Source organism: Cupriavidus sp. 96C5-1 (assembly GCF_057798855.1).
On the sequence record NZ_JBYOJU010000028.1, the window covers coordinates 94,943 to 109,327 of the forward strand.

Here is a 14,385-nt window from a genome sequence, read left to right on the forward strand (position 1 = left end):
TCCCAGGCCGGGATGTCATTGGTGCTGCGCACGGCCGGCGGCGTCAGCCTGGCTGCTTGCCTCGCTTTGCGCCAGTTCGGGAACCTCCGCATCGGACGGATCGATCGCGACCAGGATGCTGCACGAAACCCTGTCCAGCAGCAAGCCATGACCCGGTCCTGCCCACCAGCGCGCCAGCAGGCCACACCGTCGATGGCCGACCACGATCAGGTCCACCTTTAACGCATGTGCCACGCGAGCGATCTGGTCTATCGGGCTGCCGACCGCAAAGTGGCCGGTGGCCGTCACGCCGCTTGCCTTGAGCTTGCTGACGCCCTCGCTCAGGATTTCCTTGGCGGCGCGCTCTTCTATCGAGAGCGCGTCGGCCGCCAGGGCATCGAAGCCATGCAGCCAATGGGCACTCTCCAGCACTGCGAGCAGGTGCGTATCCGCGTGAAGTTGCTGTGCCAGTTCCGCGCCATAGCGCAAGGCCCGGCGCCCTTCCCGTGTCGCGTCGTAACACAGCAGAATCCGAGAGAACAGTGACATCGCCCTTCCTCACATCGAGAGATCCATGGCGCGCGCCGGCGTCCTTGAAAGGCGACGCCATCGGTACTTTCTACCAGCAGCAAGATGTCGTGCCAAGGCACGCGCCGGCAGCTTTCTCCAGACCGCGGTGATCACATGGCGTCTATGATGTCCCATATCCCACGCTGAAGCATGGATCGATTATATATCACATAGTGATATAACTTCGCTTCGCACATTGAGGAACCCCCTGGCGCATGAAGCACCCGGTACGCGAGATGGAGTGGAATAAGGCTTGGCTATCGCGCCGTTAGCTCGGAAACATTGAAAGCGGAATGCAATGAGCTGAGCTGCGCCTTGTGAAGCGCCGCCAGTTGCATCAGGCATTGTTCGCCGCGCTGGCGCAGATGTACCTCCACCAGCCGATGGTCGGTATCGTTCTGCCTGCGCTTCACCAGGCCCGCTGCTTCGCAGCGAGACACCAGCCCAACCACACCGTTCGGAGCCGCTTGCAGGCGCTCGGCCAGTTCCCCGACGGTCGCCCAATCGCGGCCAGGAATGCCTTTAACGTGCAGCAACAGCAGATACTGCAGAGGCGTGATGCCCTCCGCCTGCGCGGCCTCCTCGGAGAAGCGGAGGAAGCGGCGAAGTTGATAGCGGAACTCCGACAATGCCTCGAAGTTCTGTGTCGTTATGTCGCTATGCCTTGCAGACTTCATGGTTTGAAAGGAATTCTTCGAAACGGTCGATGCAACTTGAACCAGGCGCGAGTGACGCGCCGGGGGCGGGATCACGCTTCCGGGTGCCGTGGTGGCAGCCCGCCCGCGATCATGGTGCGGCGAAAACATCGCACAGCCCGCAGCAACTGCAGGCCAAGCCAGACGTTGGCGGCGGCAAACAGTGCTCCGCCCGGCAAAGCCAGCCATCGCGGCGCCAGGGGCAGCGCCAGCAGCAGGACATAGGCGAGCAACAGCAAGTTGGCTTGCCAACGCTGCTGGCTGGGCGAAATCATCGCCTGCATGGCGGGAATCCGGGCTGGCAATGGCAGCCGGCGGCGCAAACGCAGCCAGATCAGGAAAGGCACGATCTTGCCGATCATCGCCGTTACCGGCAGCACCCCGCACCCCACCAGCACCGCCGTGCCGATCCACCAGGGATAGGCGACGGCCCCCGGCAAGGCGGGAGCCGCCAGCGACAATGCCACCGCGCCAAGGGCGCTCAAGCAGGCGGCAACCCAAAGGCGCCAGCCTGGATCGTGGCGGCGCCGCGCACGCAATACCCCCTGCAATCCAACTACGGCGAGTGCCGCCAGGAAGAGCAGAAGCGGCACCGCGCCTGCGCCTGCAAGCTGTGGCAGGTCGATCACAACACCGCAGTATCCCAGCAGAAGCAACCAGATTCCCCAAGGCAGGAACCGATCCAGGCTCGCCGGCAAACGCCTGGTTTGCCAGAACATCGGCACCACCGTGGTCGCGACACCCGCAACGAGCGTGGCCAGCCAGCCAACCAGCCCCACGGCCACATGCAATTGCAGCGTCGGACCCAGTGATACCTGCCATTGGCCGCCAAGCGCGCCTGCCAGCGCGGCGCCGGTCGCAACCGTCGCGATCAGCGCAGCGCCTATGCACGCCAGCGTGCGCGTGGTGGCGTCGATGGCAGCCACGCGTGTTCCCGCCCACAGCAATGCCAGTCCGACGAGGCTTAGGAAAGGCGCGCCCAGCATGATCGCCACGCGAAAGCCGAGTGGCCGGCCGGTAAGGAATCCACCTGCCAGCCCGAGTGCCGTGCTCCCCGCTATCAACGCGACCAAAGGCGCCAGTCCGGCAGTTCCGCGTATCCGCACCCCGGCGACCACCGGCATCATCTGGAACAATGCCCCCACCATGACGGGAACCAGCATCCCCAGTGCGAGCAGATGGACCGCCGCCAGCACGGTCGGTGAAAAACGGAATGGCAGGCCGTCCGCGGGACCCAATGCCACCAGCAATCCCGCGGCGGCGCCAAGCCATGGCGCCGGCAACAGGCAGCCAAGCACCACCGATGGCCGGGGAGCATTCTCGTATTTCAGCTGCGCAGCTTTCATGTGCCCTGCCATGCCGCAAGGCGCGACCAGGAAAGGCGAGGTGGCTCACCGGCATCCTCGCAAAAATCGGAAGGGGGAAGTCGTCTCAGCATTGCGTCAATCTCCGCACTTGGTCCAGCGGGGCCGGGCAGAAAATGCCCCTGCCCCTGCACGCTATTCCGGCGCAGCCATGCTAGCCGGCGAAGACCGGTCTTGTCTTTGATCGCGGTAAAAGGTTGCACTACTGGCGAAGCCACCCGTGAGCCGGCGCCGCGCCCCCTTTGCGCTATATCAAAAAGGGCACACCCCGCTTCGGGCGATACTTGACGAGTCTGCAGCAGGCAATTGAAGACGGCCTGGCCCAACCGGAGCGCGATCATGTTTTCTTCCGCCGCCAGCCTTCCTGGCTTCGATTCACCGATTGAACTGCTGCTGGCCTGCCACGAGAAGGTGCGGCGATTCGCTGGCTTGTGCCAGAGGCTTGAGCAACACGCAACGCTGCACGGCGCGGATGAAGACGCGCAAGCCGCCGCCGCCAGCGTGCTGAGATACTTCCAGATCGCGGCGCCGCTGCACCACGCCGACGAGGAGGAAGACCTGTTCCCGGCGCTGCGGGAGCTGGGTGACGCCAGCCTGACTGCGCGTATCGACGAGCTGGATGCCGAGCATGGGCACCTGGCCGAATTGTGGTGCTGCCTGCAGCCGTGGCTGGAGGCGCTCTCTCAGGGAGCAAGCCACCCCGCTCCACCAGAGCTCAGCGCGTTCGCCACCCGCTATCCCGAGCACGCATTGCGGGAGGAGCACGAAGTTTATCCCGCCGCCGTCCGGCTATCGCGCGAGCGCCTTGCCGGGATTGGCCTGCGCATGGCGCAAAGAAGAGGCGCACGCTAGTGGCAGCAAGCACGGGCATCCCTGCGCCATTTCACCGATCGTCAACGCTTGCAGGCTAAGGCAGGATGACTTGATCTGCCACAAGATCCGGCTGGGCCTGGCGTGGAATCCTATGCACTACGAGCCTGTCGTCGTGCTCCGGATACGCCACACTGTGTCGGCCCGCGCGGCCGGCAAGCCCTGGAGGCTTGCCTCGACAGACAGATGACAGATGCAACTACCGCCACTGAGGCATGCCATGCGCCACAAACTCAATCTCGACGGACTGCTTGGCAGCCTGCCCCTGTTCCGGAACCTCGACGCAGCGCAGCTGGCCGAGCTTGCCGGTTCCTGCCATGAGGTCAGGGTCGCCAAGCACAGCCATGTCTTCCGGCGTGGCGCCGCGGCGCCGGGACTATATGTTGTTGCCGTTGGCCAGATCAAGCTGGCACTGCCTTCGATAAACGGCAATCCGGAGAAGGTCGTCGAATTTTTCGGCCCCGGCGAAGCATTCGGGGAGGCTGTCATGTTTCTGGACCGCCCTTACCTGGTGGATGCCCAAGCGCTCGAAGACACCCTGCTGATCCTGCTCGACAAGAAGGATATATTCGCCGCCATCGATCGCGACCCGTCCTTTGCTCGGCGCATGCTTGCCGGCTTGTCGATGCGCCTGCACGCCCTGGTGCAGGATATCGAGACGGTAAACCTGCACAACTCGCAACAGCGCGTGATCGGCTACCTTCTGAACGGGCCGCGCGAGGGCAACCTTACGCGCTTCGCCGTCAACAAGAATCTCATCGCCTCCAAGCTGGGGCTGTCGCCGGCAACGCTTTCGCGCACCCTGCAGCGGCTCAGCGAAGCCGCCTTGATCAGCGTGGCTGGCCCAGAGGTCCTGATCCACGATGTCCAGGCACTTCAGCGCCGGTTTGCCGGAGCCTGAGTCCTGTTTGCCGGCGTGGAATCCGAAGCGGAAATTGCTTGACCGGCGTCAATCGCGGCAGGCCGATCCCTCGTTAGCATTGCTGCGTAACCACCATGCCAAGGAGCCTGCCATGCAGACCAGTTCCCCCTTCATCTTCGACGCGCGCGGCATTGCCAAGCGCTTTCGCCATGCCGCGATTTTTGGTGCGCTGGAAGCGCTGGGCGAAGGCGAGTCGATGCGCTTCGTCAACGACCACGATCCCCTTCCCCTGATCGAACAACTGCGCCGGCGCTATCAAGACCAACTCCACATTGCCTATGTTCAGCGCGCGGACGATGCCGTGGTGATCGACTTCACCGTCCATCCAGCGGGTACCGCGCAAGGATGCGGCAGCGCAAGCGGCACGGGCTGCGGCTGCAGCGGCGGCTGAACCTTGCCGTTATCCGGCACCCGGATCACCTGCGCGCCCTCGAACCGCACGAACCGCACGATCCGCGATTGGCTTGCCCGCGGACAAGCCGGCCCCGGCGGGCCTGGGGCAAGATACCAATGAGGCCGCCGCGCTGTGGTGCAAGGCGCCCGGCGGCCTTGATGTTGCTGTCCTGCCGAAAGCCTGTCCGTACGATCTACGGGCAGGCTTCTTTTTTTAACCGTCGACGGTATTGCCACCGCACAGCCATACGATGCGCCTGACCACCATGACCGACTACGCGCTACGGCTGCTGATTTACGTGGCGCGCCATCCTGAACGGCTGTGCACCAACAGCGAGATCGCGCAGGCCTACGGCATCTCCAGGGCGCACCTGGTCAAGGTGACGCACAAGCTGAGCCGCCAGGGCTGGATCGCAACCGTGCGCGGCAGAGGCGGTGGCATCCAGTTGTCATCCGGGCCAGGGAGCATCAATCTTGGCGACGTGGTTCGCAGCGTGGAGCCCGATTTCGATCTGCTTGCCTGCCTGGCCGACGGTGGCGCCTGCAAGCTCGCGAGCGATGAGCCCCTTTGCTGCGTCATGGACGGCGCTCGCCGGAGCTTCCTGCAACATCTTGAAAGCTATACCCTCGCTGACGTGCTGGCGCGAACGCGCTCGGCCCCGCCGCATGCGGCAGTGCTGAATCCCGGCAAAAGCTGAGGCCCATGCCGCCGGTGCCGATGCGGCCCCGGCGCCGGCCGCGTCCGGCGGAAGGTTCAGGACTGCGCCGCGCGGACCCGCCATGCCCGCGCGGCGGCGGCCACCACGGCAATAAACACCAGGATCGCAGCAACGTTGCCGATCGCCGCCGCGGCCTTGACGGCCGGCAACTGGTGGCCGAAACTCAGCCGCGCGGCCAGGGAGAAGTGCAGCAAGGCAAGCGGCACATAGAAGCTGTTGCCGAACTGCAGTTTGACGCGCGTGATCGCCGGCAGGATGACAGGCGCATGCGCCATCACCATGCTGACGATGAAACCCAGTCCCAGCGCATGCAGCGCCGCGTCACGCCATGGCAGCCCGGCCGCGGTGCCGGCCCATGCCACGCCTGCCACCAGCAGCCAGCCATAGCCCAGCAGCAGGCAGACCGCCATATAGCGGCTCAGTCCATGGCTGCGCACCGTGCGGCGCGCAATGTCGAACAGTGCCAGCCAGGCGCCAAGGAACGCCAGCGAGACGCCATAGACGACGCCACCTGTCCTGCCCGCGTTCCCTGCCAGCGCCGAGGCGGCAGCACCCAGTATCAGCGCTGCCAGAATGGCAAGCAAGGCCGTTTGCGCGCCGGGCCGGCGGCGCATCAGGCGCGTCATTTCAAGCCGCTCGGCAGCAACGGTGACTACCAGGAAGATGAAATACCAGGCGTTGGCCGAGGCCAGCCAGCGGCCCGAAGCCAGCGCCGCGTTTCCTGCCAGCCAGGCCACGGAGGCGACCAGCAGCAAGGCGGTATGGGCAGCCGGCTGGCGCCGCAGCACGGCCACGCTGACGCCCACGAACACCAGCGCGCCGGCCGCCAAGGCCCACGCGCCGGCGGCGGGGAATCCCGCCACCATCAGCAAGGCACCCAGCCCCGATGCCACCGGCGCGGCGAAGGCGGCGGGACGCCCAAGCGCCACCGCGCGCTCGATGCCGATGACCGTGCCGAAGAAGCCGCCGGTCATCAACGCGCCGTGGAATGAAACCGCGTGCCATAGCAGGCGATAGCCGTCCGCCCCGGGCAACGCCACGCCTGCACGCAACAGGCCGCCGAGCATGCCCGCGAGCAACGCGAATACGGCCAGCAGCAGCACTGCCAGCCGAGGCCAGGTCTTGCGCCGGCGCCCTTGCGCGCGGCGCGCGGCCATGCTCACCATCCCATGGCGTGCTTCGCGCTGGCGCTCATGCGCTCCGGCGTCCATGCGGGCTCCCAGCATAGTTCCACTTCGATCAGGTACCCCAACGGCATCACGCCCTCAAGCTCGAGTTGTACGTCGTCCAGGATCATGTCGGCCACCGGGCATGCGGCCGAAGTCATCGTCATCGAAACGTGCACCGATCCGTCGGATACGGTGACGCCGTAGATCAGGCCAACCTCGAGGATGCCCAGCGCCAGTTCCGGATCGACCACGCGGCGCAGGGCATCCATGATCGGTATGCGCCATTCCTCGGGGCCCTGGTAGTCAAGCCTGCCTTTCCCGTTCGATGCTTGCCTGGTGAGCATGCTCCCTCCTTTTCGCGTTCCTGTTACGCACAGTCCATGGTAGTACGGGCCACGCGTCCTGCATGCCCCGTACCGCCGGTCGGTTGACATAGCGCAAGGCCGGCGCTTCCGTCATGCCTTGCGCAGCGTGAAACTGCTGAAATGCGCTGCCAGCCTGTCGATATCCTGACGGCCAAGCGAAGCGCCCGCGCCGCTGCCGCGGCACTCCTGCAATGCCCAGTGCGTCACGCCAAGCGCGGCGATCCGTTCGGCCAGCGCGTGCAGCTCGGCGACACCGAACAGGCCGGCGTGCCAGGTGGTGCGGCACTCGCCCGCCACGCCGCTGGCAAGCCACCGGCGCAGCGATGCCCACGCCCGCTCCCCGCTGCCCGGTACCCGCGTAACGCTGTCATAGCGATGCAGGGGTGCCTTGAGATCCAGGCCGATCCAGTCCAGCCGGGGCAAGATGGCGGCCAGGCGATCCGGGTACATGCCGGCGGTGTGCAGCGCGACCTGGAAGCCTCGGGCCCGCACGTCCTCGATGGCACCGGGCAGGCCCGCCTGCAGGGTCGGCTCGCCCCCGGAAAACACCACGCCGTCGAGCAGGCCTTGCCGCGCCTGCAGGAAATCCAGCACGTCCGCCCAGGCGATGGCGGGCGGCGCGGCGGCGTCCAGCAACGCCTGGTTGTGGCAATAGCCGCAGCGCCAGGGACAGCCCTGGCAGAACACGACGGCGGCGAGGCGACCGGGAAAATCGATGGTCGTCAGCGCCGTCATGCCGCCCGCGCGCAACGGGTCCGCGTTGCGGCGATGCCTGGCCGTCCCCGCGCAGGCGTCAGGCCGCAATGCCACGAGGCTCCGCGAAGAAGCGGCGCTCGCGGTGCTCGCCCTGCTTGCCTGTGTTGAAACTGGAGACCGGCCGGTGGTAGCCCATCACCCGGGTCCAGATCTCGCAGGGTTGGCGCTCCTCGTCGCGCAGCACGGCGTCGCCAGGTTCGGCTTGAATGGCTGGCGAGGATTGATATTGGTCAGTCATGGGGTGTACTCCGTTTTTTGGGTGGGTTAAAAAATAAAAACGAGCAAGCCGGACGATCGTGCTCAGGCAGCGATCGGAACCCGCTTGCGGGCCAGGATCTCCTCGTCGCAGCGCGGGCAAAACGGATGCTCGCCAGCGAGGTAGCCGTGCGTGGGACAGATCGAGAACGTCGGCGTCACCGTGATGTACGGCAGGCGGAAGCGCGTCAGTGCGCGCCGCACCAGTTCGCGGCAGGCTTCGCCGCTGGACAGGCGCTCGCCCATATACAGGTGCAGCACCGTGCCGCCGGTGTACCGGGACTGCAATACCTGCTGCCGCGCCAGTGCCTCGAAGGGGTCGTCGGTCCAGCCGACCGGCAGCTGCGAGGAGTTTGTGTAGTAGGGTTGCGCGGCCGTGCCGGCCTGGCGGATCTGCGGCCAGCGCTTGCGGTCCTCGCGGGCGAAGCGGTACGTGGCACCCTCGGCCGGCGTGGCTTCGAGGTTGTAGAGATGACCGGTTTCCTGCTGGAAGTCCACGATGCGCTCGCGCACGTGTTCCAGCAGGCGCAGCGCGAACGCATGGCCCCACTCCGAGGTGATATCGTGCGCGTCCGCGGTGAAGTTGCGGATCATCTCGTTGATGCCGTTCACGCCCAGCGTCGAAAAATGATTGCGCAAGGTGCCGAGATAGCGCTTCGAGTAAGGGAACAGGCCCTGGTCCATCAGGTGCTGGATCAGCTTGCGCTTGTTCTCCAGGCTCTGCTTGCCCAGTTCGAGCAGGCGGTCCAGTGCGCGCAGCAGCGCCGCTTCGTCGCCCGCATGCAGGTAGCCCAGGCGTGCGCAATTGACGGTGACCACGCCTACGCTGCCGGTCTGCTCGGCACTGCCGAACAGGCCGTTGCCGCGCTTGAGCAGCTCGCGCAGGTCGAGCTGGAGCCGGCAGCACATGGAGCGCACCATATTCGGCTCCAGCTCCGAGTTGATGAAATTCTGGAAGTACGGCAACCCGTACCGGGCCGTCATTTCGAACAGCCGCGTGGCATTCTCCGACTCCCATGGGAAGTCGCGCGTGATGTTGTAGGTTGGGATGGGGAAGGTGAACACCCTGCCCTTGGCATCGCCCGCCGTCATCACCTCGATATAGGCGCGGTTGATCAGGTCCATCTCTTCCTGCAATTCGCCATAGGCGAACGGCATTTCCTGGCCGCCGATGACGGGCACCTGCTCGCGCAGGTCCTCGGGGCAGGTCCAGTCGAAAGTCAGGTTGGTAAAGGGCGTCTGCGTACCCCAGCGCGACGGCACGTTCAGGTTGTAGATCAGCTCCTGGATGCACTGCCGCACCTGGGCATAGGACATGGCGTCCTTGCGCACGAACGGCGCCATATAGGTGTCGAACGACGAGAACGCCTGCGCACCGGCCCACTCGTTCTGGAGCGTGCCGAGAAAGTTGACGATCTGCCCCACGGCGGACGACATGCGCTTGGGCGGGCCTGCCTCCACCTTGCCCGGCACGCCATTGAAGCCTTCATGCAGCAGCGTGCGCAGCGACCAGCCGGCACAGTAGCCGCTGAGCATATCGAGATCGTGGATATGGATATCGCCGTTGCGGTGGGCCTCGCCGATTTCAGGCGCGTAGACATGGGACAGCCAGTAATTGGCGGTGACCTTGCCTGCCACGTTCAGGATCAGTCCGCCCAGCGAATAGCCCTGGTTGGCATTGGCATTCACGCGCCAGTCCGCCTTGCTCAGGTATTCGTTGATCGACGCCTCCACGTCGACCAGGGCCTTGCGGTCCTGGCGCAGCCTGGCGTGCTGGCCGCGGTAGGCAATAAACGCACGCGCGGTGTTCCAGTGGTTGGCGGCAACCAACACCTGCTCGGCCACGTCCTGGATCTGCTCGACGCCTGGCGTCCGCTCATGGAAGCGGTGTGCCAGGACCCTGGCCACCTGCTCCGCGAGGTTGCCTGCCTGCGCATCGGCGAACTCGCCAGTTGCAGCGCCGGCGCGGCGCAGCGCGGACCGGATCCGCTCGATGGCGAAAGCGGTTCTTTCGCCATCGCGCTTGACGACCTCCCTGGGCAGGCTGGCAACAACGGCTTCGGTACAGTGCTCCATACATTCTCCCGGCAATATTCACACTAGATGTGGGACAGAGCGTACCGGTCAAACACTATATGTTGATTGACGACGGGCAAGCGTATGACATATCCGGTGATATTTCCAATGCCCACGGCTTGTGCCGGGAATACGGGAAAGCATGCGAATATGCACGCCGCAGCGTGCAGTCCGCCGCGCCGCCAACGGTAGGCGAGCGTCGGGCGCGGACGATCGCGGCCTGGTCACGCGGCGCTCATGCGTGCCACGGCTTGCGTGGTCACAGCCCGCTCCACCACGCCGCCGATCAGAACCACCGCCGGACTGGCCAGGCCGGCCGCGAGCGCCTCGGAGAGCGTGGCCAGCGTGCCGGACCAGCGGCGCTCGCCGGGGCCGCTGGCATGCATGACCACGCCGGCCGGCATGTCGGGCCGCATGCCCGCGGCCAGCAAGGCGTCGCGAATGGCGCAGAGCCGCCCCATGCCCATGTAGATGACCAGTGTGGTGCCGCCGGCGGCCAGTGCCCGCCAGTCGGGGCCGCCGTCGCCGCTGGTATGCGCGGTGACGAAGGTCACGCCGTGGCAGTGTGCGCGATGCGTAAGTGCGATGCCCAGCGCCTGCGCTGCGGCCATGCCGCTGCTGATGCCGTTGACCACCTCCACCGCGATACCGTGCGCGCGCAGGAATTCAGCCTCTTCGCCGCCGCGGCCAAACAACAGCGGATCGCCGCCTTTCACGCGCGCCACGTCGCGGCCGGCCAGTGCATGCGCCAGCGTCAGCGCATGGATGCTGGCCTGGCTCACCGAGCAACGCCCGCCGCGCTTGCCCACCGATATGATCTGCGTGCCGGGCCTGGCATAACGGTGCATGTCGGACGACACCAGATCATCCACCAGCCACACCTGGACCTGGCCGAGCACCCGAGCAGCCCTGACAGTGGCCAGGTCCGGATCGCCGGGCCCCACCCCCACCAGCCATACCTTGCCCGGCTTCAGCGGTCTGTTCATCTCATGCTCCTCAATGGCTTGTGCCCGACGAACGGGTGGTCTTGTTGAATACGTTGTACTTGCCGACCGGCTTGTCCATGGGGATACGCCGGACCTCGCGCAGCGTGGTGGCATCGTAGGCCACGATGGCGCCGTCCTGCTCCATCACGCTGACCAGCGCGTAGCGGCCATCGCGGGTGAACTCCACGTGCGCCGCGGTGCGGCCCGGACTGGGCGTGACGCTGGCCACCACTTGCAGGCTCTCTTTGTCGATGACCTGCAACGTGTCGCGGCGCGGACTCATCATGGCGTCGGTCCAGGCATATGGCGTGTTCTCGTGGCTGCGCAGGAAGAACCCCGGTCCGTTGGTCTCGATATTGCCGACGGTCTGCCAGGTCCGCATGTCGATCACGCTGATGCGGCCTTGCTTCAGGTTTGGTGAAGCCATCACCTCGCGGCCGTGGCGCACCCACGTGATGCCGCTGCCCAGGTGCGGCATGCCGGACAAAGCCAGGTCGGCCACCTTGCGCCCCTGCGCAAGATCAATCACCTGGCCATGCCCGTTGCGAGAGGCGCCAAGAATGTGCAGGTAGCCCTGGTCGAAAAAGAAGTCATCGAGCACTTCGTCCAGCGCGATCACGCGGGGGGTGAATTGGCCGGCGGATGATGTGGCATCGACGGCGCCGCCGTACGGGATCTCCCACACTGCCGGGATGTCCCTGAGCGCGGCGATGAAGCTCTGGCGCGGCGCGGCATCGTACACCGCCGACACGCGCGAGGCCGTGCCATCGCCACCCCTTACGTCGTACACGCGCACCGGCACCAGGTCCTCCGCGCGCAGCAGCACCAGCGTCTGCGGCAGCGTGTTGCCGGCCAGCACCCATTTGCCGTCGTCGCTGACCGCAACGTTGCGGGTGTTGATGCCGACGCGGATTTCGGCAGTGAGCGTCAGGTTCCACAGGTCGAACTTGCTGACCCAGCCATCGCGGCTGGCCAGGAACACATAGCGTCCGTCGGGGCTGAACTTGGGGCCGCCGTGCAGGGCGAAACGGCTGCGGAAACGGTGAATGCGTTCGAGCTTGTCGCCGTCCAGCACGCTGATATGGTGACTGCCGGCCTCCACCACCAGGAACAGGTTGGCTGGATCGGCGCTGAACACCGGGCGCGCTGGCAGGCTGCCGGGCGCATGATAGACGATGCGCGACGCGTCGATATCGGCCGCCGTCCAACCCGGCATCGCCGCCGGCGCAGTGCGCAACCACGCCGCCAGCGCGTCCAGCCCGGCCGCGTCCACGCTGCCAGCAAAGCCCGCCATCTGGGTGGCGGGACGGCCCTCGCGCAATACCGCCGCCAGCTCCTGGGGCCGCAGGCGCTCCAGACTCTCCGGCAGCAGTGCGGGCCCCATGCCGCCCAGGCGTTCGGGGCCATGGCAGGCGGCACAGTGCTGGCTGTAGAGCGCGGCGGCATCCGGGGGCTGCGTCGCGGCCAGCGCCGCGGCGGCATAGGGCACGGCAATCAGCGTGGCGGCCAGCGCGCACCATCGCGACGACGGGATCGAAGTGTTCACACCAGGGCCTCCGCAGCCAGCGGCGTCATGATCTCCGCCTCGGTCAGGTAACAGCCCGGGTCTTCGGCCCAGGGGTTTCCGCTCACGGCATAGGCGCGCGCACGGGTGTTGCCGTTGCAGATGGCGCGCTGCGCGCAGCTTGCGCAGCGGCCCTGCAGCGGGCGCGGCCGGGCGGCCAGGCCGGCCATCAGCGGATGGCTGCAATCGGCCCAGATCTCGCCGAACGGCCGTTCGCGCACATTGCCCAGCGTCACCTGCCACCACATGGTGTCCGGGTGGACGTTGCCGAGGTTGTCGATATTGGCCACGTTCACGCCGGTGGCGTTGCCGCCCCAGTCCACCAGGCGCCGCCGCATGTCGGCCACGCGCGCGGGATAGCGCCGCGCGATCCAGTGCAGCAGGTAGACGCCGTCGGCATCGTTGTTGCCGGTGACGAAATCGCCGGCGCGGCCTTGCCGCGCGCGCGCCCATACGTGGTCGAACAGCCAGTCCAGTGCCGCGCGGGTGCCGGCATGGCGGGCATCGTCGTCCTGGTGGCCGCGGCCGCGGCCCGCATAGTTGAAGTGGGACAGGTAGAACTTGTCGATACCCTCGGCCTCTGTCAGCGCCACCAGCGCGGGCAGTTCCGCCGCGTTGGCTTCGGTGAGCGTCATGCGTACGCCCACGCGCAGGCCGGCGGCGCTGGCGGCCCGCAGGCCCGCCAGCGCCTGCGCGAACGCGCCGGCACAGCGCCGGAAACGATCGTGGGTGGCTTCGAGCCCGTCCAGGCTGACGCCCACGTAGTCAAAGCCCGCGCCGGCAAGCCGCGCCGCGTGCGCGCCGTCAAGCAGCGTGCCGTTGGACGACAGCGACAGGTGAAAACCCAGCGCCCGCGCACGCCCGGCCAACTGGTACAGGTCGGGCCGCAGCAGCGGTTCGCCGCCCGACAGGATCAGCGCAGGCACGCGTGCCTGCTTCAGTTGCGCCAGCACGGCAAGGGCTTCGGCCGTGGTCAACTCTCCTTTGAAGTCGGTATCGGCCGACGTGGAATAGCAATGCCTGCAGTTGAGATTGCAGCGCCGCACCAGGTTCCAGATGACCACCGGGCCGGCGGGCTTGCGCGCGGACGGCACCGGGCCGCCGTCGCGCAGGGCTTCCATGAATCGGGACAGGCGGAACATATCTAGTCTCCTTGCAGCAGGCGCAGCCCGGTCTTCTTCAGGATGCGGGTGGACCACAGCACATCGTTCGCCCGGCAGGCGTCGCCCAGCAAGGCGCCGATCTGCGCCACCAGCGGCAATGCCTGCGCGCGCGTGCGTGCGTGGACCATGGCGAACAGGTTGTAGGGCCATTGCGGCAGCCGGCGCGGGCGCCGGTAGCAGTGGCTGACGAAAGGCAGCGCGCCGACCCGCTGGCCAAGCACCTCGATGCGCTCGTCGGCCACGTCCCATACGGTCATGCCGTTGGCGCGCCAGCCCAGCGCGTAGTGATTGGGAACCGCGCCCAGCCGGCGCATCAGGCCACTGGCCCGCATCGCCTCGAAACGGGCGATGACCTCCCGCTCGCTGATGCCAAGCGCGGCGCCCAGCGCCGCATAGGGCGCTGCCACCAACGGCAGCCCGGCTTGCGTGGCGCGCATCAAGGCGCGGTCGATCGCGTCGGGCAAGGCGGCATCGTCAGCGCCGGAAATGCCGGAGAACGGGGTATCCAATGCTTGCGTGAGGAGCTTATCGTGCATGAA

At 66.5% G+C, this 14,385-nt stretch carries 16 protein-coding genes; 4 read left to right on the forward strand and 12 right to left on the reverse strand.

Annotation, left to right across the window (positions count from 1 at the left end; all coding sequences use genetic code 11):
• Positions 1-15: 15 nt before the first annotated feature.
• The 3 genes from AC3FOF_RS26860 to AC3FOF_RS26870 all read right to left on the reverse strand — a co-directional run bounded on the left by AC3FOF_RS26860 (position 16) and on the right by AC3FOF_RS26870 (position 2,590).
• On the reverse strand, positions 16-528 hold the full coding sequence (locus AC3FOF_RS26860) for a universal stress protein (protein ID WP_017226772.1): 513 nt from the start codon (positions 526-528) through the stop codon (positions 16-18).
• A gap of 278 nt (positions 529-806) precedes the next feature.
• Positions 807-1,226, reverse strand: a complete 420-nt coding sequence (locus tag AC3FOF_RS26865) for a MarR family winged helix-turn-helix transcriptional regulator (protein ID WP_035811536.1) — start codon at positions 1,224-1,226, stop codon at positions 807-809.
• Positions 1,227-1,297: 71 nt separating this feature from the next.
• The gene (locus AC3FOF_RS26870) at positions 1,298-2,590 is read right to left on the reverse strand and encodes a hypothetical protein (protein ID WP_017226770.1); all 1,293 of its coding nucleotides are present in this window, start codon (positions 2,588-2,590) and stop codon (positions 1,298-1,300) included.
• Positions 2,591-2,947: 357 nt separating this feature from the next.
• On the opposite strand from AC3FOF_RS26870, the gene AC3FOF_RS26875 reads away from it, so the two are divergent.
• From AC3FOF_RS26875 to AC3FOF_RS26890, 4 genes are all read left to right on the forward strand, one after another.
• On the forward strand, positions 2,948-3,460 hold the full coding sequence (locus AC3FOF_RS26875; protein ID WP_035811540.1) for a hemerythrin domain-containing protein: 513 nt from the start codon (positions 2,948-2,950) through the stop codon (positions 3,458-3,460).
• A gap of 238 nt (positions 3,461-3,698) precedes the next feature.
• The gene (locus AC3FOF_RS26880) at positions 3,699-4,379 is read left to right on the forward strand and encodes a Crp/Fnr family transcriptional regulator (protein WP_017226768.1); all 681 of its coding nucleotides are present in this window, start codon (positions 3,699-3,701) and stop codon (positions 4,377-4,379) included.
• A 112-nt stretch (positions 4,380-4,491) separates the two neighbouring features.
• Positions 4,492-4,791: a DUF2249 domain-containing protein gene (locus tag AC3FOF_RS26885; RefSeq protein WP_488728338.1), complete on the forward strand. Its 300-nt coding sequence runs from the start codon at positions 4,492-4,494 to the stop codon at positions 4,789-4,791.
• A gap of 253 nt (positions 4,792-5,044) precedes the next feature.
• Positions 5,045-5,491 (forward strand): RrF2 family transcriptional regulator, encoded by a 447-nt coding sequence (locus tag AC3FOF_RS26890; protein ID WP_017226766.1) that lies wholly within the window; start codon positions 5,045-5,047, stop codon positions 5,489-5,491.
• Between the two features lie 56 nt (positions 5,492-5,547).
• Here the strand turns inward: AC3FOF_RS26890 and AC3FOF_RS26895 are convergent, their stop codons facing one another.
• The 9 genes from AC3FOF_RS26895 to ahbB form a co-directional block, all read right to left on the reverse strand.
• Entirely contained in the window at positions 5,548-6,723 is a 1,176-nt protein-coding gene (locus AC3FOF_RS26895; RefSeq protein WP_488728339.1) for a DUF8744 domain-containing protein, read from the reverse strand.
• Positions 6,672-7,025 (reverse strand): metal-sulfur cluster assembly factor, encoded by a 354-nt coding sequence (locus tag AC3FOF_RS26900; RefSeq protein ID WP_017230221.1) that lies wholly within the window; start codon positions 7,023-7,025, stop codon positions 6,672-6,674. The genes AC3FOF_RS26895 and AC3FOF_RS26900 overlap by 52 nt, the downstream gene beginning before the upstream one ends.
• A 111-nt stretch (positions 7,026-7,136) precedes the next feature.
• Positions 7,137-7,781, reverse strand: coding sequence for an anaerobic ribonucleoside-triphosphate reductase activating protein (locus AC3FOF_RS26905; protein WP_488728353.1), 645 nt, complete (start codon positions 7,779-7,781; stop codon positions 7,137-7,139).
• A gap of 58 nt (positions 7,782-7,839) precedes the next feature.
• The gene (gene nrdD, locus AC3FOF_RS26910) at positions 7,840-8,040 is read right to left on the reverse strand and encodes an anaerobic ribonucleoside-triphosphate reductase (RefSeq protein ID WP_017230224.1); all 201 of its coding nucleotides are present in this window, start codon (positions 8,038-8,040) and stop codon (positions 7,840-7,842) included.
• Positions 8,041-8,102: 62 nt separating this feature from the next.
• Positions 8,103-10,133 carry a ribonucleoside triphosphate reductase gene (locus tag AC3FOF_RS26915; RefSeq protein ID WP_488728340.1) on the reverse strand — a complete coding sequence of 677 codons (2,031 nt, stop codon included), beginning with the start codon at positions 10,131-10,133 and terminating at the stop codon, positions 8,103-8,105.
• Positions 10,134-10,357: 224 nt separating this feature from the next.
• Entirely contained in the window at positions 10,358-11,119 is a 762-nt protein-coding gene (gene cobA, locus AC3FOF_RS26920; protein ID WP_488728341.1) for a uroporphyrinogen-III C-methyltransferase, read from the reverse strand.
• A gap of 10 nt (positions 11,120-11,129) precedes the next feature.
• On the reverse strand, positions 11,130-12,608 hold the full coding sequence (locus tag AC3FOF_RS26925; protein ID WP_276263602.1) for a cytochrome D1 domain-containing protein: 1,479 nt from the start codon (positions 12,606-12,608) through the stop codon (positions 11,130-11,132).
• A 53-nt stretch (positions 12,609-12,661) separates the two neighbouring features.
• Positions 12,662-13,825 carry a heme d1 biosynthesis radical SAM protein NirJ gene (gene nirJ, locus AC3FOF_RS26930; protein WP_488728342.1) on the reverse strand — a complete coding sequence of 388 codons (1,164 nt, stop codon included), beginning with the start codon at positions 13,823-13,825 and terminating at the stop codon, positions 12,662-12,664.
• A 2-nt stretch (positions 13,826-13,827) separates the two neighbouring features.
• Positions 13,828-14,283, reverse strand: coding sequence for a siroheme decarboxylase subunit beta (gene ahbB / locus AC3FOF_RS26935; RefSeq protein ID WP_488728354.1), 456 nt, complete (start codon positions 14,281-14,283; stop codon positions 13,828-13,830).
• Positions 14,284-14,385: the final 102 nt, after the last annotated feature.

What these genes read in the sequence shown, in the direction of transcription:
- AC3FOF_RS26860 (WP_017226772.1), bottom strand. Translation starts at nt 528, where the DNA reads ATGTCACTGTTCTCTCGGATTCTGCTGTGTTACGACGCGACACGGGAA.
- AC3FOF_RS26865 (WP_035811536.1), bottom strand. Translation starts at nt 1,226, where the DNA reads ATGAAGTCTGCAAGGCATAGCGACATAACGACACAGAACTTCGAGGCA.
- AC3FOF_RS26870 (WP_017226770.1), bottom strand. Translation starts at nt 2,590, where the DNA reads ATGAAAGCTGCGCAGCTGAAATACGAGAATGCTCCCCGGCCATCGGTG.
- AC3FOF_RS26875 (WP_035811540.1), top strand. Translation starts at nt 2,948, where the DNA reads ATGTTTTCTTCCGCCGCCAGCCTTCCTGGCTTCGATTCACCGATTGAA.
- AC3FOF_RS26880 (WP_017226768.1), top strand. Translation starts at nt 3,699, where the DNA reads ATGCGCCACAAACTCAATCTCGACGGACTGCTTGGCAGCCTGCCCCTG.
- AC3FOF_RS26885 (WP_488728338.1), top strand. Translation starts at nt 4,492, where the DNA reads ATGCAGACCAGTTCCCCCTTCATCTTCGACGCGCGCGGCATTGCCAAG.
- AC3FOF_RS26890 (WP_017226766.1), top strand. Translation starts at nt 5,045, where the DNA reads ATGCGCCTGACCACCATGACCGACTACGCGCTACGGCTGCTGATTTAC.
- AC3FOF_RS26895 (WP_488728339.1), bottom strand. Translation starts at nt 6,723, where the DNA reads ATGGACGCCGGAGCGCATGAGCGCCAGCGCGAAGCACGCCATGGGATG.
- AC3FOF_RS26900 (WP_017230221.1), bottom strand. Translation starts at nt 7,025, where the DNA reads ATGCTCACCAGGCAAGCATCGAACGGGAAAGGCAGGCTTGACTACCAG.
- AC3FOF_RS26905 (WP_488728353.1), bottom strand. Translation starts at nt 7,781, where the DNA reads ATGACGGCGCTGACGACCATCGATTTTCCCGGTCGCCTCGCCGCCGTC.
- nrdD (WP_017230224.1), bottom strand. Translation starts at nt 8,040, where the DNA reads ATGACTGACCAATATCAATCCTCGCCAGCCATTCAAGCCGAACCTGGC.
- AC3FOF_RS26915 (WP_488728340.1), bottom strand. Translation starts at nt 10,133, where the DNA reads ATGGAGCACTGTACCGAAGCCGTTGTTGCCAGCCTGCCCAGGGAGGTC.
- cobA (WP_488728341.1), bottom strand. Translation starts at nt 11,119, where the DNA reads ATGAACAGACCGCTGAAGCCGGGCAAGGTATGGCTGGTGGGGGTGGGG.
- nirJ (WP_488728342.1), bottom strand. Translation starts at nt 13,825, where the DNA reads ATGTTCCGCCTGTCCCGATTCATGGAAGCCCTGCGCGACGGCGGCCCG.
- ahbB (WP_488728354.1), bottom strand. Translation starts at nt 14,283, where the DNA reads ATGCGCGCCACGCAAGCCGGGCTGCCGTTGGTGGCAGCGCCCTATGCG.